16 protein-coding genes and 1 pseudogene are annotated in these 26325 nt (G+C 41.8%); 6 read left to right on the top strand and 11 right to left on the bottom strand.

Annotated features, from left to right (window positions below; all coding sequences use genetic code 11):
- Nucleotides 1-27: 27 nt before the first annotated feature.
- The 11 genes and pseudogenes from HGR01_RS30320 to HGR01_RS30270 all read right to left on the bottom strand — a co-directional run bounded on the left by HGR01_RS30320 (nucleotide 28) and on the right by HGR01_RS30270 (nucleotide 12985).
- Nucleotides 28-987 carry a CPBP family intramembrane glutamic endopeptidase gene (locus tag HGR01_RS30320; protein WP_045868503.1) on the bottom strand — a complete coding sequence of 320 codons (960 nt, stop codon included), beginning with the start codon at nucleotides 985-987 and terminating at the stop codon, nucleotides 28-30.
- Between the two features lie 121 nt (nucleotides 988-1108).
- Complete coding sequence (locus HGR01_RS30315) at nucleotides 1109-2056, bottom strand: CPBP family intramembrane glutamic endopeptidase (protein ID WP_045868504.1); 948 nt, start codon at nucleotides 2054-2056, stop codon at nucleotides 1109-1111.
- A 67-nt stretch (nucleotides 2057-2123) separates the two neighbouring features.
- Entirely contained in the window at nucleotides 2124-2582 is a 459-nt protein-coding gene (locus HGR01_RS30310) for a peptidoglycan-binding domain-containing protein (protein WP_210403063.1), read from the bottom strand.
- A 258-nt stretch (nucleotides 2583-2840) separates the two neighbouring features.
- On the bottom strand, nucleotides 2841-3398 hold the full coding sequence (locus HGR01_RS30305) for a DsbA family protein (protein WP_045868505.1): 558 nt from the start codon (nucleotides 3396-3398) through the stop codon (nucleotides 2841-2843).
- 225 nt (nucleotides 3399-3623) lie between these two features.
- A complete protein-coding gene (locus HGR01_RS30300) occupies nucleotides 3624-4217 on the bottom strand; it encodes a hypothetical protein (protein WP_052335076.1) in 594 nt (197 codons plus the stop codon).
- Nucleotides 4218-4698: 481 nt separating this feature from the next.
- Entirely contained in the window at nucleotides 4699-5322 is a 624-nt protein-coding gene (locus tag HGR01_RS30295; protein WP_045868506.1) for a response regulator, read from the bottom strand.
- Entirely contained in the window at nucleotides 5319-8030 is a 2712-nt protein-coding gene (locus tag HGR01_RS30290) for a PAS domain S-box protein (RefSeq protein WP_228045156.1), read from the bottom strand. The genes HGR01_RS30295 and HGR01_RS30290 overlap by 4 nt, the downstream gene beginning before the upstream one ends.
- Before the next feature lie 131 nt (nucleotides 8031-8161).
- Nucleotides 8162-8663, bottom strand: a pseudogene (locus HGR01_RS30285) (transposase).
- A gap of 251 nt (nucleotides 8664-8914) precedes the next feature.
- Nucleotides 8915-9043 (bottom strand): hypothetical protein, encoded by a 129-nt coding sequence (locus HGR01_RS30280; protein ID WP_255325157.1) that lies wholly within the window; start codon nucleotides 9041-9043, stop codon nucleotides 8915-8917.
- A 172-nt stretch (nucleotides 9044-9215) separates the two neighbouring features.
- Nucleotides 9216-10397, bottom strand: coding sequence for an MFS transporter (locus tag HGR01_RS30275; protein WP_045868509.1), 1182 nt, complete (start codon nucleotides 10395-10397; stop codon nucleotides 9216-9218).
- A 74-nt stretch (nucleotides 10398-10471) separates the two neighbouring features.
- Complete coding sequence (locus tag HGR01_RS30270) at nucleotides 10472-12985, bottom strand: TonB-dependent receptor domain-containing protein (protein WP_045868510.1); 2514 nt, start codon at nucleotides 12983-12985, stop codon at nucleotides 10472-10474.
- Between the two features lie 998 nt (nucleotides 12986-13983).
- Here HGR01_RS30270 and HGR01_RS30265 point away from each other — a divergent pair.
- The 6 genes from HGR01_RS30265 to HGR01_RS30240 all read left to right on the top strand — a co-directional run bounded on the left by HGR01_RS30265 (nucleotide 13984) and on the right by HGR01_RS30240 (nucleotide 26244).
- Nucleotides 13984-15561 (top strand): long-chain-fatty-acid--CoA ligase, encoded by a 1578-nt coding sequence (locus tag HGR01_RS30265; RefSeq protein WP_045868511.1) that lies wholly within the window; start codon nucleotides 13984-13986, stop codon nucleotides 15559-15561.
- 91 nt (nucleotides 15562-15652) lie between these two features.
- Nucleotides 15653-16897 carry an MFS transporter gene (locus HGR01_RS30260; protein WP_045868512.1) on the top strand — a complete coding sequence of 415 codons (1245 nt, stop codon included), beginning with the start codon at nucleotides 15653-15655 and terminating at the stop codon, nucleotides 16895-16897.
- A 54-nt stretch (nucleotides 16898-16951) separates the two neighbouring features.
- Complete coding sequence (locus HGR01_RS30255) at nucleotides 16952-17830, top strand: TauD/TfdA dioxygenase family protein (RefSeq protein ID WP_194007704.1); 879 nt, start codon at nucleotides 16952-16954, stop codon at nucleotides 17828-17830.
- Nucleotides 17831-18010: 180 nt separating this feature from the next.
- Nucleotides 18011-18553, top strand: coding sequence for an FcoT family thioesterase (locus HGR01_RS30250; RefSeq protein ID WP_052335077.1), 543 nt, complete (start codon nucleotides 18011-18013; stop codon nucleotides 18551-18553).
- 60 nt (nucleotides 18554-18613) lie between these two features.
- Entirely contained in the window at nucleotides 18614-18904 is a 291-nt protein-coding gene (locus tag HGR01_RS30245) for an acyl carrier protein (RefSeq protein ID WP_045868513.1), read from the top strand.
- The gene (locus HGR01_RS30240; RefSeq protein WP_052335078.1) at nucleotides 18901-26244 is read left to right on the top strand and encodes a non-ribosomal peptide synthetase; all 7344 of its coding nucleotides are present in this window, start codon (nucleotides 18901-18903) and stop codon (nucleotides 26242-26244) included. The genes HGR01_RS30245 and HGR01_RS30240 overlap by 4 nt, the downstream gene beginning before the upstream one ends.
- Nucleotides 26245-26325 lie beyond the last annotated feature (81 nt).

The raw sequence follows: 26325 nt of genomic DNA, 5'->3' as shown, positions 1-26325 counted from the left end.
AGCAGTCCAGACCGAGCACTGACGAGATCACCGACGACCCTTGTGGTGGCTCTGGGAAACGGGTTCGGATGCCTCGTCGCGTTTGAACACCTTGTAGGCGATCGCCAGAAACACAGGTATTGCAACCAGTACTGATAGCGCCCCGTAGGTCGCGTGGTACTCGCTGACTGTGAACAAAGCCGGTGTGGTCATGGCACTTCCAGTGATGTTGATCAGGAGTATGCCGCCGATGTTGTTCGCGAAGTGTACGCCAATGGCGAGTTCGGTGGTTCCGTCCACTAGCGAGACCACAGTCCATACCAGACCCGGAACGAGGAAGTAGGTGAAGAATACCGTGAGCCAGCCGCCGGCGATCGCCTCCGGGTTGAGGAGGTGCGGCAGGGTGAAGATCGCGGCTGGCACGATCGCCACAAAGATGCGGTTAGTCCAAACAATGCTCGCGCCCTGCACGATGTATCCGCGAAAGAAAAGCTCTTCAGTAGTGGTCTGGATCGCGGTGAGAACCAGTGCGATCGGCACGAAGCGCACGAATGTCGTGAGGTCGGAGTTGAAGGAGAAGGTGTCAGGGTAGAAGAAGTACTGTCCCAGCCCACCGATCAGGCAGAATGGCACGAACCACGCCACAAACCCGTGACCGACACGCCGCCAGCTAATCTTTTCCCGCGCCGTAATCAGCGTTCGGGGGTGGCGGCGGTGGATAAGGGTAACGGCGATGAGAACCCCCGCGAGGAAAAACGGGAAACCTGCCATAACAAACAGGAACTTCCCAAAGGGATCAAGCACGGAGTAATCCGGCTGGCCGCTGAGCGCGAACGCGACGAATACGCTGGCCAGACTCCCGATAACCAGCCACGAAAAGAGTATGACCACCAATCCCAGAACATACCGCCACTCCCGATACTTGCCCCAACGGGCAGCCTCCACGTAAGTCGCGTCTTTCACTTCCGTCCCGATTCCCTGCTTTCCTTTAGTTGCTTTGATCCTCATCTTTATCTCCTTTACCGGTGCGTGGATGTGGTACTTGGATCTGGTCGCTAGTTGCCTTTGCGATTGTTTTCAGGATTTGACGGGATTACCGAAGAGCGTTCCGGTAGCTCTGGGAAACGAGTTAAGATGCCTTATTGCGTTTGAACACCCGGAAAACGATTACGAGGAAAACAGGAATCAGCACAAGAGAGGTGATGTCATAGAATCTCGCATGGTACTCGCTGATGCTGAACAGCGCTGGCGTGGTGAAGAAGCTTCCAGACCAGTTGAACAAGAGAAAGTACGCGAGATTGTTGGCGAAGTGCGCGCCGATCGCAAGCTCGGTAGTGCCGTCGATCAATGAAACGACCGCATATAATAGACCCGTGCCGACGAAGTAGCCGAGGAACATCCCGATCCAGCCACCCTCCTGTGACTCTGGGTTGGTGGCGTGCGGCAGGGTGAAGATCGCGGCTGAGACGATCGCCAGAAACATGCGGTTCGACCAGATCAGGCTCGCACCCTGCACGATGTACCCGCGAAAGAAAAGCTCCTCGGTGGTCGTCTGGATTGCGGTGATGACTAGTGCCAAAGGCACGAAGAGCGCGAACGTCTTAAGGTCTGAGTTGAAGGAGAAGCTATTGGGGTAGAGGAGGTACTGCCCTAGCCCGCCGAGCAGAACCCACGGCACGAACCCAGCCACGAAGCCGTGACCGATGCGAGTCCAACTGATCCTCTCCCGCGCCGTCACGAGCGTTCGGGGATGACGCTGGTGAATGAGGGAGACGGCGATGAGAATTCCTGCGAGGAACATCGGAAAACCTGCCATGACTACGACGAAACCTCCCACAGAACCGAACGCGGCGTAATCCAGCCGACTGAGCGCCGCGACACCCTCTTTGCCGCCGAGCGCGAGCGCGACGAGCGCACTAACGAAGTTAGCGACGATCATCCAGGCAAAGAGAATGATCATCAGCCCCAGAACATACCGCCACCACCGATACTTACCCCACCCGGCAGCATCCACGTAAGTCGCGTCTTTCACTTCCGTTCCGCTTCCCTGATGTCCTTGGGTTGCTTTAATCCTCATCTGTGTCTCCTTGATTTGTGCGTGGATGTAGTGCTTGGATCTGACCGCCAGTTACCTGGGAGGACGCTTACACTTTCCAGGGGAGCGGCGATCGATAGGGATTCTCCCGCATATCCAGCACTTCCCAAGTCACAGGGTTAACCTGTCCTGTAACGGGGATGTTGTAGCGTTGTTGTAAATCTCTCACCGCAGATTCTGTAATCGCGCCAAATGCACCATCAACAACCGCACCCCTCGGATTTCCCAACCTGACTCCAGCAGCATTTAAGAACCCATTATCTAAGAGAATTTGCTGCAACATTTGCACTCTTCTACCGCGATCGCCCTGTCTCAAGGTTGGCAATGTGAGATCCGTGTAGGCGGTTGCAACAAGAATAGGAGATTGTTGAGGTGGAGGGGTAGCGATCGCCGGATGCATTCGCAAAACCCCACCTACTCCCGTTATCACGATGATTGATAGAGTGGTTTTAGCAAGCATCCCAGTGATTCTAGAAATTGAGCGTCGTGTTGTAGTTAATTTCATCATCTTTTCTCCTGTTTGTCGCTATGAATAATTCGTATCGTGTTAGCGAACCTGTTTTGGGGTGATTCCAGTGAGGCGCTTAAGTTCCACAAAACAGTCAAAAGTTAGCCATCACGCATTCGATAGCTTACTAGCACTAACAAACAAGTCATACCAATTCAAAATTCAAAATTCAAAATTAAGAATCTAGACAGGATAAGGCTTTGGGTCTGTGTATCTGTCGCATTCTTTTTTCAAATTGGTATCAGATATGAATAGAGCTTAGTGACTTGCAGCAACAATGGCTGTCATCAACTCTGCCATTTTCCAGCGCCCAGTATATCGAATGTTATTGATAAATAGGGCTGGAGTAGCCGTTATTCCACTCTTGCATCCACTTTCGATATCTTCATTGACACGATCAATATGCACTTGTTTAGACAACTCTTTAAGAAATTGAGGGATATCAAGCCCTAAATCATTGGCGTACTCTACAAGATAACCATTTTCTAACTTCTGTTGATGGGCAAACAAAGTGTCGTGCATTGACCAAAACTGTCCCTGAGCGGCAGCGGCAACGGCTGCTTGGGCTGCCCGTTGAGCTTGGGGATGAATCTGTGCTTGCGGAAAATGACGGAAGATAAAGCATAAATCATCTTCTCCAAAAGAAGCACTCAGCTCTTGTTTGATTCTTTGAATTATCCTGTAAACATCCGCACTTTTAGAGCATTGATAGTCTCCATACATCACCAGCACGACCTTGGCACTCAGCACACCTTGCATCCAATCTTGAGTTGAAGGGAGTACAAGTAAGGAACTGTAGCTGCGATCGTCGTTCATTTTTTTATGTTTGCAGCAAGCATGGAACCTGGCAATTTACTTACTCAATCCATTCAGCATCATGATAGTTACCTCTTGTTGTGAATGGCTGTGTCACTTTGTCAAAAACTCAATGAGCAATACGTGTAGGAGCCAGCAATCAGAAGCGCCTCCTACAACCAGGATGAGTACGATCCTGGTTGCAAAATGGCGGGTTTAGGCATTGATATTTGCTGGCTCCTGCACTTAGTTGCGATCACTGGCACGATCGATCAGTGCGTTTGAGGGCAAGCTCGGATCAAGTACCTTGCGTGCACTGTCAACCCCTACAACGGGCAGTGTACCCGGATCAAGCATACCGAGTTGAACCAATACACTCGCCTGATCCCAGTAGAGGTGTTCGTGGGCTAGCTTGTCGTCACGAAACTGAACAATTACTACCAATGCCACTTCAACCCGTTTAAGAGTCGGAGCAATGCCAGGTAGCATCCAGTCCATCTGGATGGTATGAGTGAACTTAACTAGCATTTCATCGACGAGTTGATTGGTTCCGATTGTGCGCGAGACTGGAGTCAGCTCCATGTCCGGCGGCATCTGTGGAATGAAGTACTTGGAATAAAACTCGCGCAGTGCCGGTTTCCCTACTCCCCCAATCATTACCGGAATGCCGTTAACGTAAGCATCCTCAACCATCGTGGCGAGAGTATCTTCAGTGTTGTGAGCGTCAAACTCAAGCCGCAGATGCTCATCCCAGATTTCTTGCAAAAACTCCTGGGCTGGTGTCAGGTTGCTAGTTGCCTTTCCATTTGCTTGTTCGTCTACAGATTGCTGTTTGACCATGATTGGATTCTCCTAGTTCTATCTATTGAGAAAGCTAATGGGTTTCCTTTTAGCGTCTACTCTTCCCGGCGGAAAACTTCGGATATCAACCGTGTAAAGGCACCAGATTGGTCGTATGAATCAGGATTTGAGCGTTTGCGATCGCCCGCTTCCGTCCCCTTTACATTTCTTTAGAGACAGCCTCTTATACCAATTCAAAATTCAAAATTCAAAATGAAGAAAGTGAGACTCAGCATACTTTTTAGCGTTTGCATCTGTATCAAATTTTTTGTGAATTGGTATTACCGCTCTCAAGGAGCATGATTTGCCTGATTGGATGCACTTCTATTTGCATAAATTTAATATAGGAGATCGCCTTCAAGCTGTCGTCTATAGCAAGTTAAAAATTTTACAGTATAAATGGATAGAGCAACCATGCCATCGTGGAGTAGAAGGCTGGTTCTAACTCAAGTTAGAATCCCACTTCTATCGAAAGTACGCCTCATAAATTAACAATGCCGCGTTTAACGGCAACAATTACAGCTTGGGTGCGATCGCTCACATCCAACTTATTCAAAATCCGATTGACATGAGATTTGACAGTGCCTTCACCAATACTCAAAGCAGCTGCAATATCGGCATTGCTCATTCCCTGCGCCAGTGAGCGGAGTACTTCTAGTTCTCTTTCACTCAGTTCTGGATTGCTGAGGCGCTGTACCAACTTTGCTCCTACATCAGGCGGAATATACTTCTGACCCCGATGAACGGTACGAATAGCATTCAGAAGCTCGTCAGGTTCAGTTTCTTTCAACAGATATCCTTTTGCGCCTGCCTGCAATCCCCGATAAATATCTTCGTCACTATCATACGTGGTCAGTACAATAATCCGAGCAGATTTAGCAGTAGCACAAATTGCACCGATGGCGGCAACTCCTTCCACTTCAGGCATTCGCAGATCCATGAGCGTGACATCTGGTTGGTGTTCCCCAAATAGAGCGATCGCTTGTTCCCCATTTTCGGCTTGGGCAATCACCTGCATATCTGGGTCACGGTTAATAATGGTGGCTAATCCTTGCCGAAAAATAGCATGATCGTCTGCAATCAGAACCCGAATGGCTTGGCTCATGGTAACGCCTCCTGATCGACGGTAACAATCATCTCTGTTCCTTCTCCAGGTTGACTCCTAATCGTGAGTTGTGCGCCGATGCGCTCTGCCCGTTCGCTCATGCCTAGTAAGCCAAAACCAAGAGAGGCTGGAATAATCCCAACTCCAAAGCCCTGTCCATTGTCTCTCACGCGCAAGCAAAACCGATCGCGATCGTAGATTAGCTCCACTCGAATTTCATCAGCATTGGCGTGTCGAATCGCATTGGTTAAGGCTTCCTGCCCAATCCGCAGTAGATTACTCTCGACTTCAGTCGGCAGAGAATATACTGCACCCTCAATCTCATAATATAAAGTGGTATCCATTGCGGCAGTTCTGAGTTGAGCGACGAGACGATGTAGAGCGCTCTGTAGACTGCCTTCCTCCAAAAGCTGAGGACGGAGCGCTACTACCGATCGCCGCGCTTCAACCAGTCCAGTTCGCGCCAATTCTTTGATCAGGTCTAGGTGTGCCTCCGTGGCTTCTAAATCATCCGTTAGCACCTGTTTTGCCGCTCCCACCTGAGCCAGAATGCCTGTAAACGCCTGAGCGAGTGTGTCGTGAATTTCACGCGCCATGCGGTTGCGTTCTTCCAAAATTGAGGCTGCTTCTGCTCGCTTTTGCAGTGTAATATCTCGCGCTATCCAAATCACCTGTTCGTGCCGAATCGGTGCAATGCGAGCCGAAAACCACATTTCTCGTCCAGCTATCCACTGGCTGTATTCAACTGTGAGTACTTGTTGGGTTCTCAGCACCTGCTGAATGTAACTCAGAAATTCATCAGCTTGTCCCGTAGCATAGAGTTGATGCAGTGTTTTACCAATATACTCCTCCCTATGCAACTCTCCATATGACGGATTTCCTTTGATTGCACAGATCAATTGCCCTTGGGCAGTGAAGATACACAGCGGATCGGGAATGGCTGAAAAGAGCGATCGCAGTTCTGCTTCAGAGGCTTGCAACGCTACTTCTGCCTGTTTGCGATCGCTAATATCTGCAATCACCCCTTCGATGTAGTCATCGGCTGCATTCAAATAAGAAGAGAAAAGTCCCCAAAACACTGTCCCATCTCGTTTTCGCATCTGTGCTTCATAGCTTCGCACTTCCCCATCCCGCTTCATCACCTCAATGCCTTGTTGGCGATCGCTGGGATTGACCCAATAGCCTATAGTGTGTTCAATTCCAATAATTTCTTGGGGTGAATCAAAACCAAACAGATCGGCAAAGCGTTGATTGGCATTGAGAATTAAGCCATCATCGGTGCGGGTTCGGTAGATGCCAACCTGGGAGTTTTCAAAGATAGTTCGGAACTTGGCTTCACTGCGTTGTAATGCCTCTTCTGCTTGTCTACGCTGGGTGGTGTCATTGCCAACCGATAAGATTTCAACGACATCTCCTTGTTCATTGAAGATGGCTTGATTTGACCAAACAACCCAAACTCGCCGACCGTCTCGACACAGGTTTTCACCCTCGCCTTGCGGGTACGATTGAGGATTACGAAGTAAATCATGGACAAAGGGTCTCACATCACGTCCAGAAAGTTCTGTTTCTGGAATGATGGTTTCAAATAAGCTCCGCCCTAAAATCTGATGTTCTTCATAGCCAAGAAGTTTTACCCCATAATCGTTGATGTAGCGAATCCGTCCTTGCGGATCATAGCGAATGATAACGGAATTCGCGGTTTGTAGCAGGTTGCGATAATTTGCTTCACTTTGTCTCAATGCGGCTTCGGTTTGTTGCCGTTCCGCGATTTCCTGCTGCAAAGCTTGAGTTTGCTCTTCTACCTTCCTTTCCAGTGTTTCGGAATAATCCGATAACCGTTCATATAACCGAGCATTTTCTAGTGAAATTGCTGCCTGAGCAATCAACAGTTTAAGTACTTGCAAGCGATCGCTAGTAAACACTCCGGGACTGAGATTGTTCTCCAGATAAAGTATGCCAATCAGCTGATTTTGCTTGAGAATGGGCATACACAGGAGCGATCGCGTTTGTTGGTTTTGAATATACCGATCAGTCAAAAAAGACGGTTCGCTGACTGCATCATCAAACACCAGAGTTTCAGATGTGCGTTCTACTGATTGGATAACGGAGACAGGAATTGTCGCACAGCCAGCAACAGTGATCTTTTCTAGGTTACACTGTCTACTTCCACTGCACTGAGCCACAACAGTGAGCCGATCATCTTCCAAGAGAATCAGAGCGCCAGTTTCGGCTCCGGTATTTTCTATCACCACCTGCATCAACGTTGCAGTTAATTGATCGAGATGGATCATTTCTGAGATGGCTTGAGCCGCTTTCATCACCGCCGCCAAATCGATCGCCGCAGTCGGATGACGGATAGTTTCATCGGTCACGATTGAATGTGATTGCCGAACTAGGTTGGTTTTGAGGAGTTGTGGATAGCGTTTTTCTAAATCTTTAACTTTAGCGGTTGCGCCCCAGCGATCGTAGCAATAGTGCGCCTCTTTCATGTAGGTTTGGGCAATTTTTGACCGACCTCGCGCCAAATAATGTTTTGCCGCTAATTCATAGGCGAGTGCTTCTTCCTGGATAAACTCATTTTCAGCAGCAAGAGCGATCGCTCGTTCGTAAAACTCTTCAGCCTCAAAAAATTGCCCTAAGACTCGCGCTTTTTCTGCCTCGACTAGATGAAATTTCTGTAGATAATTCATGGGGCGTGTTTTGCCCATTTCTGCATCTTTTCTCGATTGATGTTAACACAATTGAGCCAAGCTAGCTACTTTTTGGCAGTTTGAAGCATCGAGCGGCTTTGTTGCATGAAAGAAAAAAAGGACATACCAATCCGTAATTGGATTTGAAATTAACCTTCAACTTTGTAAGTGTCTGGTTTACCTAACTGGATCATGCGATTAAGCGCGGCACATTGTAGAAATAACTCAACAGCCTGATTATCATGCATAGCGTCGTCTTAACTTACAACCATTGATGATTTTAAGGCGAAAGATTGCAGTTTCGGACAAAGAACGACGATGATAACCAGTTTCTTGTTTCCATTGCTTAAGCCCGACTTGGTTCACCCGTCGGAGGTTTTCATCTCTAGGATGTAGCTGTGCTTGCCAGTCTGGGTGTTGTTGAATTTTGGCGTTGCTACGAGGTGGAATTGCTGCTTGCCGCCCTGATAGATGAAACACCGACTGAATCGTCCCCATTTTAGCGATCACCACGTCACTGTAATAATTGGAACTACCCTTTCTACCTGTCTTCTGTTGGTTACGCCACTGCTCGATTATCTCTTCATTTACCCAGAAAGTTATACTGCCTCGTTGCTTTAGTGCTGCATCATAAGCGTTCCAATTTTTCACTTTGTACGCTTGCTTTCGTCATCATATGCAGGGCTAGGTGGCAAGCTAACATAGGCATAGGTAGAATTTACCATTTTGCCTATTCACGCAACAACGCCATTAAATTCTAGTGTTACAACAAACAAGCTCATTTTTTAAATTAACGATGAGTAGAGACTTAACGGAAAAATTTAGTTAAGGCTTGGCATTGCAGCATACCTGTGTAATCTCCTAATTAAAGTGTTATAAAATACTTTTTATATTTACGTATTTTAATTTACCGGATACCGCCGCATCATCTCCTGTACTTCCACCGCATCCCCATCCGGTGTAAAAACGACACTACCAAACATCGCAATCACAATCCTCTGTTTCCTGGCCCACTCGAACCAAGTACTCACATTGCTCGTTACTGTATTGTTGCCCTTAGCCCCACTTTTGCACCTGTTGATAAACAATCCCGTGGGATTATCACACCAGCTCTCATGAATTCCTTTCTTCACTCATGCGATCGCTTTGCCTTGTTCTTCAATTACCCTTAGAAGAGGGATATGCCTTACGAAGGTTTCAGTTCTATGTCTGCAATTTAGTGATGATTAATACGCTTAATAAACTCAGTGCAGCACTAATTACAAACATAAATGTATATCCCATAGCATTGGCGATCGCACCACTCAGAACTGAAGCAGCAATTCCCCCAAGGTATACTACTGATACTTGAAGTGCATAATCAGTAGCGGCTGTTGCTGATTCGCATTTATCCATCATGGCGCTTAGTAATGCAGTATATGCCATACTTTGGACTGCATTGACTGTGATACTAACAGCATACAGCACAGGTAAACTACTGATACCAATTGCAGGTATGATGTACAAAAGTGTCATCATGCTGGCAGCAAAACCAAATAGAGTTAGAGAACGTAACCTTCCCAAGTGGGTAATTAAAAATCCTGCAATCAAAGCACTAATAATACGGACACTGTAACTAATAATACCTAACATCAAGCCGATATCTGAGAGCGACAAACCTCTATCAACAAAAAGCGGACGCAGCATTGTCCCTGACATCATTTCGCATCCCATATATAGCAATATAACGAAAAGCCACGGTAATGCTTTGGGACGCGAGAGAAAGTTGATAAAAGGTAGAAAATAAGATTTAAAAAAGTTTGATTTCTGAGATTTATGACTAACTTGTTCTTTATACAATATTACTGGAATTAAAGTCAGTAAAATTACAACTGACATAATTATTAAGCTATACCGCCAGCCGATTCTATCTAGTAGAATCAGCACTCCGCCCCCACCAATAATAGCACCAAAAACATTTCCACCAGCTTGAATAGCATTTCCTAATCCTCTTTCTCGTAGTTCGAGTAAATTTACGGCTAAGGCATCAGTGGCAATATCTTGGCTGGCGGAGAATAAAAAAGCGAGAAACATACAAACAATTAAGATATTAAAATGCTCTCGAATATCAATAAATCCACATCCAAATGTTACAAGTGCTAACAGAAGTTGAAAACAGATAATCCAACCGCGATAATGTCCTAACTTTGGCAAACTGTAGCGGTCAATAAAAGGCGACCACAGAAATTTTAACGCTGAGGGAAGAATGAGAAAACTTAACAACCCGATAGCATCCAGCGACATATTTTGTTGTCGCATAAAAACAGGTACGGTTTGAATAAAAAAGGTTGTCGGAATGAATTGAGTAGTATAAAGTGCGGCAAGTAGAATTAATTTAGCAAGCATGGCGATATGCGGAGGATAACAAATCAAAAATAGCGACAGAAAAGATAATTTTTCCCATCGCTATAACAATTAAATTAAAAATTAGCTTTAACTTGCACGCCATAGGTCACGGGATCGCCAAATCCTGCGGTTCCATCCGGTACTGGAAACAAGAATCCAGAGGTGATGTAGCGAGTATCAAACAAGTTATTTGCATATAAATAAATGCCATATTTCTCAGCTTCATAACCGATGCGGGCATTAACTAAGGCATATGGTTCTTGCTTGATTTGGTTCGCATCATCAAAATAAGTAATCCCATAACCACGCAATTCTGCACGAGCAAATAAGCCTCCCGAACTGCGATATTGAGCAGCTAAATTGTAGGTAAATTGTGGGGAAAGGGGAACTTGATTATTGCTTAAGTCTACACCTGTATCGGAATTTAGGTAGTTTTTGTATATACTATCTACATAACCAACTGATGCAGTTAAATCGAATCCTTTAGCTGGTTTTGCTTTTAGTTCAAATTCTACTCCAGTGGCTTGGAGGTCAACATTGTTAACTCTGCCAAAAAAACCACTTGCGTCATATTGCAAAACTTGATAATTATTTACATCGTTGTGAAAGATTGATAGGTTAGCAATTAAACGATTATCCAGCCAAGAAGATTTCAAACCCACTTCATAACTCCAGGTTTTTTCTTCTCCAAATCGCAGTTCTGCTTCGCTATTGGCTCGATAGTTTAATCCCCCCGGTCTATAACCTTGGGCAATGGTCACGTATCCCATTACATTAGGATTGAATTGATATTTCAAACCGAAGCGGGGAATCAAAGCATTATTACTGACTTTTTCATTGGTGAATGCCGGACGCAGTGGAGTTAGCGTTCCATTAGCGTTTACTGAGTCATAAGTACTATCTGAAGATGCATCACTAGATTCGTAACGTAAACCAGCAAATACAGTTAATGGTTCTATCAGCTGATAATCTAGTTGTCCAAATACCGCGTAGGTTTGACGATAATCGTCTCCAGTACGTCTAAATCTGCCAAATCCAGGAAAGTCGGTTTGAGCATCGCCAACGTTAAAGTCACGAGATTCGTAGTAAGCACCTAACAACCATTGAAAACGCTTTGCCGTTTCTGGAGATTGGAAACGTAATTCCTGCGTCCATAATGTGGAGTCAATACCATCAATAATTTGTACCGCTCCTGTGCTTCCCGGCACAAGGTTTTCTTGATGGGTAAAACGACGTGCGGTGATGGATGTGGCTCGGAAACCTCCACCGTTGTAACCGATTTTTAAAGCTTGGGTATTTGTATCTAACTTATTGTATCCTTCTGTTTGTAAATTAACCTCGAATGGGTCAGCAGGATTTAGCTTGTTATAAGTCGGATTACCATCATCTGTAAAGCTGTTATAGCTATTAAAAGATACTGTCCAGTCAGGTGTGGGTGTCCACAAAAGTTGCGCTCTTGCAGCTAACCGCGATCGCTCGCCTATTTCATTACCTGTGGCTAGGTTCCTAATAAATCCATCCTGTCCTCTGTAAGCTCCCGCAATTCGCAGTGATAGTTTATCGTCAACTAAAGCATCGTTGAGAGAAAATTGGAATTCGCGGCTGTTAAATCTACCGTAACTTGCACTAAGTCGTGTTTCTGGTTCTGGCGTTGCTTGACGAGAAATGATATTGACGACCCCACCAGAACTATTTCGTCCGTAGAGCGTACTTTGCGGGCCTCTTAGCACTTCTATTTGTTCTAGATCGAGTAAAGCCAAGTCTAGAAAACCGTTATAGTCAATGGGAACATCATCAATATAAAAGGCTACGCTATCCTGAGCAGTCAGGAAATTTTGATTGTTCAAACCCCGCAAACTGTAATTACTAAACTCGGTACCGCCGGAAGATGTGGGAAGAAAGTTAAAGTTGGGCGTTTGATTGGCAATATCAATCAAAGAATCGATTTGAGCATCTTCTATTTCCTGACGAGGTATTACCGTCACACTAATGGGTACATCCTGTGCGTCTTCCGGTCGTTTTTGTGCGGTAACGACTAGTTCAATATCTGGTTCATTAGGTTTTTGGCTATCGACTGATGGTTGAGTTTCAGGTGTTGTTGGTGTCACCCCTAAAACTAAACCTTCATCGCTGTCAAATAATTCGACTTTTGGGGTCTGAGTTGTTCCCACTACAGTAATTTGGATACTATTTGCATCTTGATTTACTGCCAAAACTTCAGTAATTCCCGCAACTGGCTTTTCTTGACGGAAAGTGTTACCACTTGCTAAACGCAGTTGTGCATTAGGAATATTTGCAAGAAAGTTATTACCTTCTATTTTAGTTGTGGCTTGCAGCTTGTCAGATGCAGATGTTTCTAAAATCACTTCTAGCCCAGTAGCCGTCTGATTCAACTTTATCCCTGTTATTAGAATAGTAGATTGCTCTTGTTGAGCTAGCCACTCCTTGACACTTGTGTGAGGAAGCTTAATATCTGAAAGTTGGGGAATTTGATGATCTTCTTTTGTTACAGCTAAAGCTTGTTGATTGATAAATATGGCAAGTATGACAGCTAGTCCAAAATTTTCCAGTAAATATAGTTTCTTCATTCAATCCTCACACCAAAAAAACAACTCAAATTGTCAATAAAATTTGACAAAATTCGAGCCATTAGTAGCAAATCGATTCCAGGGTTTATCTACTAAATTGTTTGGCTTTGTGGTTAAAGTGTCAAATGACGAACTGTCAAACTTCCTAAAATGCGTTCTAACTTGAAAAACAGTTTTAGGGATCTCCAAAAAATAAATTATTACGGTTCAGTTCGTTGAGAGTTGACAATGTTCTAAAGTTAGATTTTTATAATAATTTTGCTTAATTTAATTTCTGATTAGTTATTCTTATATTTAAAACCTATTGATTGGTGTACTTTAAAAACTCTTAATAAACAAGCATTTTAGATTTCTTTGACTTATTGTCAAACAGCAAAAAATTTTTTTAATCAAATAAAAATATATAAAATTAATCATCAATCAACTTACTTAAAAAACAAGTGTTAATTGAGACTATCAATTTAATTTTTGGTATCTATCAAAGCATAAAAACCGTCAATACCGTTATAAAGTATATTGATTAAAGAGTATATTTTTTAACCTTGAATATATTCAAGGTTAAAAAATATATAGCAAAAGCTTATATGTATTTTTTTATACTCCATGCAATTAATAGACTTTAGATTAACAATGCTCTAAAGTCTGTATTAACTTAGGCTTTCTGTTTTGCAGAACTTATACTAGTTTTGGATAAAAGGCTTTTAGATTTTGGATTAAAAACCTTTTATAAGGGAACTCCAAAAAATTAATTGTTTCGGTTAGAGTGTTGACTGTTAACTGTGAACAGTCAATAGTACTCTATGAAATATTTTTTTACTTGGAAGTCCCTAAAGTTGTTCCAAAAATTTAAAATAATGCTTTTTGTACCAATTTTTTATTAGTTGAATATCTGAATAAAATCAAGCAAAATCTTAATGTTTGGTGGCTGCTAGTAATAGATTCAGATAGCTTGTTAGGACTGCACAACAGAACCTGAGCAATTTTTCTGAGTAATTTCGATGATATATAACAGTGAAATAACAACGTTAGCAGATTTAGCACGCGTGCAAGCACGTCTATTTTCAGACACTAAGGCATTGATATTCAAAGATAAATCACTTACTTATTCACAATTAGAGCAAAGAAGTAATCAGGTCGCAAATTCATTATTATCCCAAGGGATTCAACCAGGTGCGCGAGTAGCACTTCTAGATAAAGATTCGCTTAAGAGTTATGAAATTTTATTTGCTTGTTGCAAAATAAAAGCTGTTTTTGTACCGATTAATTGGCGTTTAGCTGCTGCGGAAATTAGCTATATTCTCAGGGATGCTAATGTGGAAATTCTGTTTGTTGGGATGGAATTTTATCAGTTAGTCGCAGCGATTAGAAATGAGATTGATGGTGTAAAAACCATTATTGGCTTAGAAGAAATTGACGGCGATTGTCTGAGTTATGATATTTGGTCTGAGAAACATAGTGATGAGCTACCAAATATCGCTGTTGCAGCCAATGATGTAGCCGTACAAATGTATACTAGTGGCACTACTGGAAGACCCAAAGGTGTGCAATTAGGACATTATAGTTTTTTTGCGATCGCTAAAGAATTTGCTCAACGAGGCGAAACATGGATAAATTGGAACGCAACTGACAAGAGTTTGCTGACTTTATCTTTATTCCATATCGGTAGTTTATGGTGGGCGATTCGTGGTTTAGTAGCCGGAGCAGAAAATATTGTCTTAGAAAATTTTATCGGTGATGAGGTTCTCCAAGCAATTGAAAAGTACCGCATTACTAAGACATTTATGGTTCCAGCCATGATTCAAGTTTTGTTGAACGAACCATTATGCCAAAAAACAGATTTTTCATCACTAGAATACGTTATTTATGGCGGTTCCCCCATAGCTGAATCATCATTGAAAAATGCGATCGCCACATTTAATTGTAATTTTGTGCAAATATATGGAATGACTGAAACTGGCAATTGTGCCGTCTCTTTACCTGCAAAAGACCATACATCTGCAAATAAAAACATCCTCAAAGCTGCGGGTAAACCCTTTCCTGGCGTATCGATAGCCATCATCAACAGTGTAGGTAAAGAATTATCTTGCTTTGAAGTGGGTGAAGTTTGTATCAAATCTCCTGCAAATATGATTGGTTATTGGAAATTACCAGAAGCTACAGCAAAAACTTTAGTAGATGGCTGGATTCATACTGGTGATGCTGGTTATGTTGACAAAGAAGGCTACGTTTACATTTGCGATCGCTTTAAAGACATGATTCTTTATGGTGGTGAAAATGTCTATCCAGCAGAAATTGAAAATATTTTATACGAACATCCAGCCATCAGAGAGGCAGCAGTAATTGGCGTTCCAGATGAAGATTTTGGAGAAGCAATCAAAGCGATCGTGGTTTTGAAAACAGGCATGAAAGCAACTGCATTAGATATTATTAATTTTGTTCGGGGTAAAATTGCTGATTTTAAGTTACCGAGAAGCGTTGAGTTTACTGAATCTTTGCCAAGAACGCCTAGTGGTAAGTTGCAAAAGGCTAAGATTCGGGAGAAATATTGGCAAGGGTATGAACGTCGTGTGAATTAAAGAGAGTATCCCAAATGTTTGGGTTTATTTTTAAAAGCAGAGGAGCGCAAAGCAGAGGAAGAAATGACCAATGACTAATGACAAATGACCAATGACAAATTCTAAAATTCCGCTTTGGAAACCGCTAACTGTACGCAACTTTTTACTTTTGTACATTGGTGAAACTGTTTCGCTTCTAGGCGACCAGTTTTACATCGTTGCATTGCCTTGGTTAACAATACAGTTAACTAACTCTGGGATTACGTTAGGTACTGTGTTAATGAGTGCAGCAATTCCCCGTGCTGTTTTGATGCTGTTTGGTGGTGTGGTGAGCGATCGCTTTTCACCACGATTAGTGATGTTGGTTTCCAATGCTTTGCGTGGTTTACTGGTTGTTTTATTTGCAACCATCGTTGCGTTGAAAATGACTCAACTATGGCATATTTATTTTTTTGCTGCTAGCTTCGGCATATTTGATGGCTTGTTTATACCTGCATCTAAATCAATTATCCCCAGTCTGGTATCAAAGGAACAGTTAATAGCAAGTAATACTTTAAGCCAAGGAACTTCCCAACTGATTTTGCTAATTGGGCCGGCTTTGGGTGGTTTGCTGATTGCAACTGCGGGGATTGAAGTAGCATTTGTCATTGATGGGATAACTTTTGCTATCACAACTATCACGCTTTTGCTGATGAAGGGAACAACAGCATTGAATGGCGAATTAAATCAAAATTCTGCTTCTACTAAAAAAACGATGAATTTGATTGCTGGTATGCGTGAGGGATTTGACTACGCATGGCGCAATCAGCCTTTGAGAATCTTTTTGCTGGTAATGGTAATTCTCAATTTTCTATTTATTGGGCCATTACAAGTTGGGATGACTTCACTAGCTCATAGTCGCTTCCCAGGTGGTGCAGTAGCTTTAGGAATATTGCAATCAGCTTGGGGTGGTGGTGGGTTAATTGGGACACTCACACCTCAATTTGTCAAAAATATTCCCAACATCGGAGTTTTATTGTTAACTATTGCCAGTGTTCAAGGCTTTGGTTTATTTTTACTTGGCTTTATTGGCAATATAGCACTAGCTAGTATGACAATTGCAGTGCTGGGATTTTGCAGTTGTATTTTTACCGTGGTAGGAATTACTTGGATTCAGAAACAAACTCAACCGGAAATGTTAGGAAGAGTGATGAGTTTGGGAATGTTTTCTGCTTTTGGAATTGCTCCTATTTCTTTTGCTTTGGCTGGTATTTTAGTTAATTTAAATCTGACAATTATGTTTACTGTTGCAGGTAGCATTATGTTAATTACAAGTCTTTGCTTGGCAGCAAATCCATCAGTACGTAAGATTAGTTAACTATATAAATCCGGTTTGATTTATTAACTTTCCTGTGAAGCGAGTAAGAAAACAATGAAAGTTCAATATCAAGATAATCAGGGAATGGGAGTTGTTGTTTATGACTTTAATCATACAACTGCTTCAGATCAAGATATTGAGGATGTGAAGCAATTGATATATGAATACAAAATTGTTGTAATCAAAGAGCAAGACTTATCACCTGATGAATATTGCGATTTTGGGTATCGTCTTGGGGAGGTAGAAAAATACTATCAACCAATGTATCACCATCCCGAAAGGGAAGAGATTTTTGTTTCCTCCAATGTTGCTGAAAATGGTCAGCAAGTTGGAGTTCCGAAGACTGGTAAATTTTGGCACGCTGATTATGCGTTTATGCCGAGGCCATTTGCATTTTCAATGGTATATCCTCAGATTCTTCCTAGTAAGGAGCGTGGCACTTACTTTATCAATATGTCTAAAGTATACCAGAGTTTGCCAGATGACCTGAAAGCGATCGCCAATCAGTCGAGTTGTGATCACAGTGTCAGACGTTTTTTTAAAATTCGTCCTCAAGATGTTTATCGTCCGATTTCGGAAATATTGGACGAGATTGAACGAGTCACACCTCCCGCAAAGCATCCAACAACCTTTATTCATCCCGTTACAGGAGAAACCATCCTCTACGTTACCGAAGGTTTTACCTATCGCATAGATGATTTAGAAGGAAAACCGCGAGATATAAATATTCTCCAAAAGTTGTTAACTCATTCCGGTCAGTTAGACAAAACTTTTCAATGTCCATTCATCGAACATCATGAATTTGAATTAGGGGATGTGCGGATTTGGGATAATCGCTCTTTAGTTCATTGCGCTCACTATGCTGCAAATTCCGAACCAGCCGTCACATTTCGATTGACCTTGCACGATAGCTATCCATTTTATCAGTTATAGAGCAATTGTATTCTCACTGCGTTTAAAACATCTCACCAAAAGGCGTTGCTGAATTTGAAATTTAAAAATTAACTCTTCTCAACTCTTACTCTCTGCGACTCTGCGTCTCCGCGTGAATTAAATCCATATCCTCAATCAGCAACGCCCACCAAAACAGTCATTTAATCAGGGGAAAATATCATGTTAAAATTTCCAGATTCAAGTCAACAAAGCATCCACATCAATAATGATGATATCTTACTGACACAAGTCCTCAAACCTTATAAAGCTAATTGCCAGTATCTTAAATCTGCTGAAGTAATTAAAGAGGGCGATCCTCAGGATGGGGGACGTGTAATCGGACGATGTGAATTTTCAATTCCAGAATCATGTTATATCGATGATACTGGTCATTTTAATTCAGTGGAATTCAATATTTGCTATAACCAAATGATGTATTATGTCATAGCTAAATCTGTGAAAGAAAGACTGATGGATTCATTTCAGTCGTGGACTATGGCAGATTATTGGAATAAACAGCTACCGGATGTCTATATTGTAAATTTTGCAAGTTCCTTTCGCCGGGCTATGCAGTCTGCTAAATTTTGGGGTGAGATTGAATTTACTAATATTCGGATCAAATCTGGGATGATGTATATAGTTACTAACTGTCGTTATTGGGATGATAAAGGTGGTAATTGCAGTGGTAGTGTCAAGTTAGTGATTGTAAATTCTCCGGGATAGATTTTTCACGCAGAGGCGCAGAGACGCAAAGAATATAACGCAAAATTTTGCTGAATTAGTATGTCGAAGATTGCATTTTTTACAACTTACATTCAAGAGGAAATCGCTAAGGTAATTGGGATAGAGACATCTGATTTGGATGTGGAAATGTCTTTAAATTATTTAGGGCTTGATTCATTAATTGCTGTCAAACTGAGAAATAAGTTTAGAAAAGAGTTGTCAGTAGATGTTCCAGCAGTAAAGTTTTTAGAGGATACTAATGTTGCAAGTTTGGCAATATTGGTCGATGAATTGAGTGCAAATGCTGAATCAAAAATAGATGACGATGAGTGGTTGGAAGGAGAATTATGAATTTAGTTGAGTTTCTCACACAACTCTCGCAACAGAATATAGAATTGTGGGTTGAAGATGATAAATTGCGTTATCGCGGTCGCAAAGAAGGATTAACTTCTACAGTTTTAAATCAAATTAAGCAGCATAAAACAGAAATTATCGATTTGCTGCGCCAAGGGTTTCGTACTTCTAAATCCTATCCTCTGACTTATGGTCAGCAAGGGTTATGGTTTTTGTATAAACTTGCACCCACAAGTGCAGCTTATAATGTGGCTTTTACAGCTCGCATCCGCTCTCATTTAAATATCCCGGCTTTACAACGAGCGTTTCAACAGTTAGTAAATCGTCATCCGACTCTCCGCACAACATTTGCACAAAAGGATGGCGAACCTTTTCAACAAATTCATGAATACCAAGAAGTTGATTTTGAAAATATTGACGCTTCAATTTGGAATGAAGATGAGTTGAAAAGCGAAGTCATCGCAGCATATCAGTGTCCCTTTGATTTGGAAAAAGGTAATTTATTCCGGGTAAATTTATTTACTTGTTCTGAAGATAATTATGTCATATTACTAACCATACATCACATTGTGATTGATGGTTTTTCTTTGGGAATTATTCTTGATGAGTTGCGTTTACTCTACGAAGCAGAAAATACAGGTCGAGTCATATCTTTACCTGCTATTAAGTACCAATATCAAGACTTTGTACAGTGGCAGAGAAATATTCTAGCAAGTTCTGTGGGCGATGAATTATGGAATTACTGGCGTGAACAATTAGCGGGTGAGTTACCCATTTTAAAATTACCAACAGACCGACCACGACCACCTATTCAAAGCTATAGGGGAGCTTCCCATACTTTTGAGTTGAATCAAGAGTTGACTTTTCAGCTACGAGAAATGGCGAAAGCTCAAGGCGCAACTCTTTACATGACTTTGTTAACCGCCTTTCAAGTGTTGCTTTACCGCTTGTCTGGTCAGGAAGATATCATTGTGGGTGCGCCTATTGAGGGGAGAAGTCAGCCGCAATTTGCGGAAACTGTGGGTTTTTTCGTGAATATGCTGGCTTTGCGGGTGAATTTGGCTGGTAATCCCACATTTTCTCAGCTTTTAACTCAAGTCCGCCAGACTGTATTAGATGCGATCGCTCATCAAGATTATCCTTCTACTTTACTAATTGAGCGATCGCAACTCAACCGCGATCCAAGTCTTCCTGGTTTGTTTCGCGTTTCTTTTAATTTGTTAAAGCTCAGTGAAATTGCCCAAGATTATGAATTATCTGTATCTAATAAAACTAAAGTTCGAGAAAATTGGGGAGGGTTAACTTTAGAACCTTTTGTGATTCCCCAGCAGGAAGGACAGAATGATTTAGTGTTCGATATGATGGAGACGACTGAATCATTAATTGGTATTTTAAGATACAACAGCGATTTATTTGATGCTACGACAATTACCAGGATAGCGAATCATTTTCAAACTTTACTCACAGGAATTATTGCTAATCCCCAACAACAAATTGCTTTTTTACCTCTGCTAACGGAAGCTGAAACAAATCATTTGTTGTGGAATTGGAACAACAATCAAGTCGAGTATCCCCAAGATATAGTCATTCATCAGTTGTTTGAGAACTGTGTGAAGCAGCAACCAAACGCGGTTGCGGTGGTATTTCCAAATGTAGAGACGTTTCATGAAACGTCTCTACAACTAACCTATCAACAATTAAACAGCAAAGCCAATCAACTAGCACGCTACCTGCGTTCCTTGGGAATAGGTGAAAATAAACTGGTGGGAATTTGTGTGGAACGTTCCCTAGAAATGATTGTTGCATTATTGGCAGTTCTCAAAGCAGGAGGAGCTTATCTACCTTTAGATCCTGCGTATCCCGAAGAACGCTTGAATTTTATGCTGGGTGATTCCCAAGTATCGATATTGCTGACGCAACAAAAATTAGTCACGAGTTTACCAATAGAGGATTTAACTGTAGTTTGTTTAGATCAAGATTGGCTAGATATTTCCCAAGAAAGTGAAGATAATTTAGTCATTAATACTACTGCTAAAAATTTAGCATACGTGATTTACACATCAGGTTCTACAGGTAAATCTAAAGGAGTGGCGATCGCTCATCGTAGTTTGGTAAATGCGTTTTATGCTTGGGAAAAAGCTTATCAACTCCAGTCTGTGACTAGTCATTTGCAAATGGCGAGTTTTGCTTTTGATGTGTTTTCAGGGGATGTAATTCGCGCTCTTTGTAGTGGTGCTAAGTTGGTTTTATGTCCGCGTGAGTGGCTGTTAGAACCGGACAAGCTGTATAAAATAATGCTTGTGGAGAAAATTGATAGCGCGGAGTTTGTTCCAGCTGTGTTGAGAAACTTGGTTGAGTATTTGCAAAGAACTCAGCAAAATCTCCACTTTATGAAATTGTTGATAGTCGGTTCAGATAGCTTGTATGTGCAAGAATATCAAGAATTTCAGCGTTTTTGTGGCGAACAGACACGTTTGATTAATTCCTATGGGGTAACGGAAGCTTGTATTGATAGCACGTATTTTGAATTGGGGATGGGGAAATTAGGAACTGGGTTGGTTCCTATTGGCCGTCCATTTGCAAACACACAAGTTTATATTTTAGATCGATATTTACAATTAGTTCCTGTTGGGGTTGCGGGTGAATTATATATTGGTGGTGCTGGTTTGGCTCAAGGTTATTTAAATCGTCCTGATTTAACCAAAGAGAAATTTATCTCCTATTCTCACCACAACTTTATTTTGTACAAAACGGGAGATTTAGCGCGTTATCTTCCTGATGGTAATATTGAATTACTCGGTCGCATGGACGACCAAGTGAAGATTCGGGGTTTCCGAATTGAATTAGGGGAAATTGAAGCGGTTTTGAGTAGTCACCCCCAAGTTCAAGCAGCAGTGGTAATGGTTCGAGAACTGCAAACAGAAAATAAATCTATAGTTGCATATATTGTTTCTGGACAGCAATCATTAACAATTAGTGAATTGCGTAACTTTCTCAAACAGAAGTTACCTGATTATATGATTCCAAGTGCGATCGCCATTCTGGAAACTTTACCTTTAACCCCCAACGGTAAAATAGATCGGCGTGCTTTACCAATTCCAGATATGGAACAGAGTCGAGAAATAGAGTTTGTTCCACCACGCACCGCAACCGAAGAAGCGATCGCTAATATTATCGCTGCTGTTTTGGGACTCACACAAGTAGGCATTCACGATAATTTTTTTGAATTGGGGGGACATTCCCTACTTGCGACTCAAGTAATTTCTCGATTACAACAAACCTTAAATATTGAGTTACCGTTACGCTCTTTGTTAGCATCTCCTACGGTGGCTGGATTGAGTGAAGCAGTCACATCTTCAACAAAGACAGAATCTTCATTTAATTTACCAACAATTGTCCCAAATCCACAACAGCTATATCAACCTTTTCCCCTAACCGACATTCAACAAGCTTATTGGCTAGGACGCAATGAAGCTTTTGAATTGGGGAATATTGCTGCTCATGGTTATTTAGAATTAGATTGTCATTATTTAGATTTAACAAGATTAAATCAAGCTTGGCAAAAACTCATTTTGCGTCACGATATGTTGCGTGCTGTTATTTTAGCAGATGGTCAACAGCAAATTCTCCCAACAGTACCGGCTTATGAAATCGAAGTTTTGGATTTGCAAGATTTAGAGGTGATGCGTGAGCAAATGTCCCATGAAGTTTTACCTGCGGAACAATGGCCTTTATTTAGAATTCGAGCTACACCTATAGATGAACAGCGTACCAGACTCCACCTCAGTTTTGATGCGTTGATTGCTGATGCTTGGAGTGTGTTTTTGCTGATGCGGGAGTGGTTACATCTATATAATAGTTCTGAATTTGTCTTACCATCCTTAGAACTTTCCTTCCGCGATTATGTGCTGGGGGAAGCAACTTTAAAAAATACACCCCAATATCAACGTTCTCAAGAATATTGGTTTCATCGATTAGATAGCTTACCACCAGCACCAGAATTACCATTAGCAAAAAATCCCAATGGAATCGCCAATCCTCGGTTTCAACGTCGCAGTTCCCAACTTTCGCCAGAACAATGGCGCAAATTACAAAATCGCGCTCAACAATTTAACTTAACTCCTTCGGGAGTTTTGTTAGCTGCTTTTGCAGAAATTCTCAGTCAATGGAGCAGAAATCCCAAGTTTACGATTAATCTCACCTTATTTAAGCGTTTACCTTTACATCCCCAAGTCAATGAGATTGTCGGAGACTTTACATCTTTGACACTTTTAGAAGTTGATTTCTCAATTCCTCAAAGCTTTAGCAACCACGCTCAACAATTACAGCAACAACTGTGGCAAGATTTAGATCACGGTTATATCAGTGGTTTGCAAGTACAGCGAGAACTTAGCCGTCAACGCCAAAGTTACCAATTTATGCCGGTGGTATTTACTAGTACCCTGGGTTTAGAATCACTCGGTCAGGATACATCAATATTAAGTCAGTTAGGCGAGATTGTTTACAGTATCAGTCAAACCCCACAAGTTTGGTTAGATAATCAAATTAGAGAGCAAAATGGAACTTTAATATTTAATTGGGATGCGGTGGAAGAACTTTTCCCCCCAGGTTTGCTAGATGAAATGTTTGCTGCTTACTGCGATTTGCTTCAACGATTAATTACCTCAGATACCATTTGGAGCGAAAGTCAGGGAGAATTACAAAAACTCACAATTGCAAATTATCCCACCGCAGCCATTTCTGAGGAAACTTTGCACAGTTTGTTTATCAAGCAAGTGCAAATTCAAGCTGATTCTCTAGCAGTCATTACTCCAGAGCGTACCCTCACTTATCAGGAATTATACCAACGGGCTCTGCAATTAGCATCTCAACTGCGAGAATTGGGAGCAAGTAGCGACAATGCGATAGCGCGGAGCGCTGTGCCAGAGGCAATCGCCATTATCATGGAAAAAGGTTGGGAGCAAGTTGTCGCTGTACTAGGAATTTTAATCGCCGGTGCGGCTTATCTTCCCATTGATTCCGAATTACCAGCAGAACGACAATGGTATTTACTCACCCAAGGACAAGTTAAATTAATTGTCACTCAACCTCATCTTCACCTATCTTTGCCATCAGGTGTTGAACAAGTATGTGTGGAAAGCCAACTCACACAAGATGAGAAAGATATCAAACTAGTCCAAACTCCCGAAGATTTAGCTTATATTATCTACACTTCCGGTTCCACTGGTTTACCCAAAGGCGTGATGATTGATCATCGGGGTGCGGTAAATACCATTTTGGATATTAATCGACGTTTTGGAATTAAATCAGGCGATCGCATCTTAGCTTTATCAGCATTAAACTTCGACCTCTCAGTTTACGACATCTTCGGTATGTTAGCGGCGGGAGGAACAATAGTTATTCCCTCAGCAGATAAAACCAAAGATCCCGCACACTGGTTAGAGTTAATAGTATCTCAGCAAATTACTCTGTGGAACTCAGTTCCAGCTTTGATGCAAATGTTGGTAGAATATCTCGCCAACCAACCACAACAACCTTCATCTCTGCGTTTAGCTTTGTTGAGTGGAGATTGGCTACCTCTCAATTTACCAAATCAAATCCAAAAATTGTGGTCAAGCATCCAAGTAGTGAGTTTGGGAGGAGCAACAGAAGCTTCAATTTGGTCAATTTACTATCCAATTACCCAAGTAGATCCTACCTGGAAAAGTATTCCCTACGGCAAACCACTCGATAATCAACAAGTATATGTATTCAATCATAATTTGCAGCAAACTCCTGTTTGGGTGACGGGACAACTATATATTGGCGGTATAGGATTAGCAAAAGGTTACTGGAAAGACGCACAAAAAACAAACGCCAGCTTTATTACTCATCCAGTTACCAAAGAAAAATTATATAAAACAGGGGACTTGGGACGCTATTTACCCGATGGAAATATAGAGTTTTTAGGAAGAGAAGATTTTCAAGTCAAAATCAACGGTTATCGCATTGAACTTGGTGAAATTGAAGCAATATTAAAACAGCATTCCACCGTTAAAGAAGCAGTAGTCACCACAGTAGAACAAACACAACAATTAGTTGCTTATATCGTTAGCAATACACCAAATCCCAATTTAGGAGAAGCTTACCAACCAACTCAACAACCAGGAGTATTAACCGATGCTGGAGAACGCATCGAATTTAAACTCCAACAACCAGGAATCCGCAAATCAGAATCATCCCCAATTGCTATTAACTTACCCAAATCTGAACTTGAGCCAACAGCTTATCTAGAACGCCAAAGTTACAGACAATTTTTACCGCAACAGATATCCTTAGAACAATTTAGCAAATTTCTCAACTGTCTCCAGCAAAAGCAATTTGGTGATTATCCCCTCCCCAAATATCGCTATCCTTCTGCTGGAAGCCTTTATCCCGTACAAACTTACTTATTCATCAAACCCAACAGCATCGAAACCCTTCCCGCAGGAATATATTATTATCATCCCAGCCACCACAATTTAATCTTACTCCACAGCACCAACGAAATAGATAGTAGCATTTACCTTGAGAATCAAGTACTTTTTGAACAATCCGCCTTTACGATATATTTGATTGGGAAACTAAGTGCGATCGCACCGATGTATGGAGAACTCGCCAGAGACTTCTGTCTTTTAGAAGCAGGACACATCGGACAATTACTCATGAACAGCGCACCGACTCAAGAAATTGGTCTTTGTCCCCTTGGCTATTTAGAATTTCCCCAAATTCAAGATTTATTTCAACTAGAAGCCAATCAAATTCTCCTTTATAGCTTTGTTGGTGGAAAAATAGACCCAACAGATTCTCAGCAATGGTCATTAGTTAAAAATCCTCAAACTACCAAATCAAATACTACCCAATTCCGAGAATATCTACAGCAGAAACTTCCACAATATATGAGACCTGCTGAATATATTCTCATTGACACCTTACCCCTAACCCCCAACGGAAAAATAGATAGAAAAGCCTTACCAACTCCCAATCTCGCAACAGCCACATCAGCAACCTTAGTTCCTCCGCAAACCCAAACCGAAAAAACAATCGCCGAATTCATCCAACAACTGCTGCAAATTGAAGTAGTGGGAATACAGAATAATTTCTTTGAATTAGGAATAGATTCGCTCAAACTCGTGCAGTTGAAAAATCACTTACAAAATCAATCCCAAGTTAACATTCCCATGCGCCAATTATTAGTGGAAACAACAAATATTCAACAACTGGCATTAGCCATTGACGAACAATTAATTATCGCCAAAATCACACAAAAACCCCTAACCACAGAACAAGACGACGATAAAGAAATCATCCAAATTTGAATGTATTGATAGCTCACGCAGAGACGCAGAGACGCAGAGAGTAAGAGTTGAGAAGAGTTGATTATTGAATAGCAACGCCAA

Source organism: Tolypothrix sp. PCC 7712 (assembly GCF_025860405.1).
Classification (GTDB): Bacteria; Cyanobacteriota; Cyanobacteriia; order Cyanobacteriales; family Nostocaceae; genus Aulosira; species Aulosira diplosiphon.
Note: the sequence above shows the minus strand (reverse complement) of the source record. Positions and strands in the feature narration are given on the sequence as shown.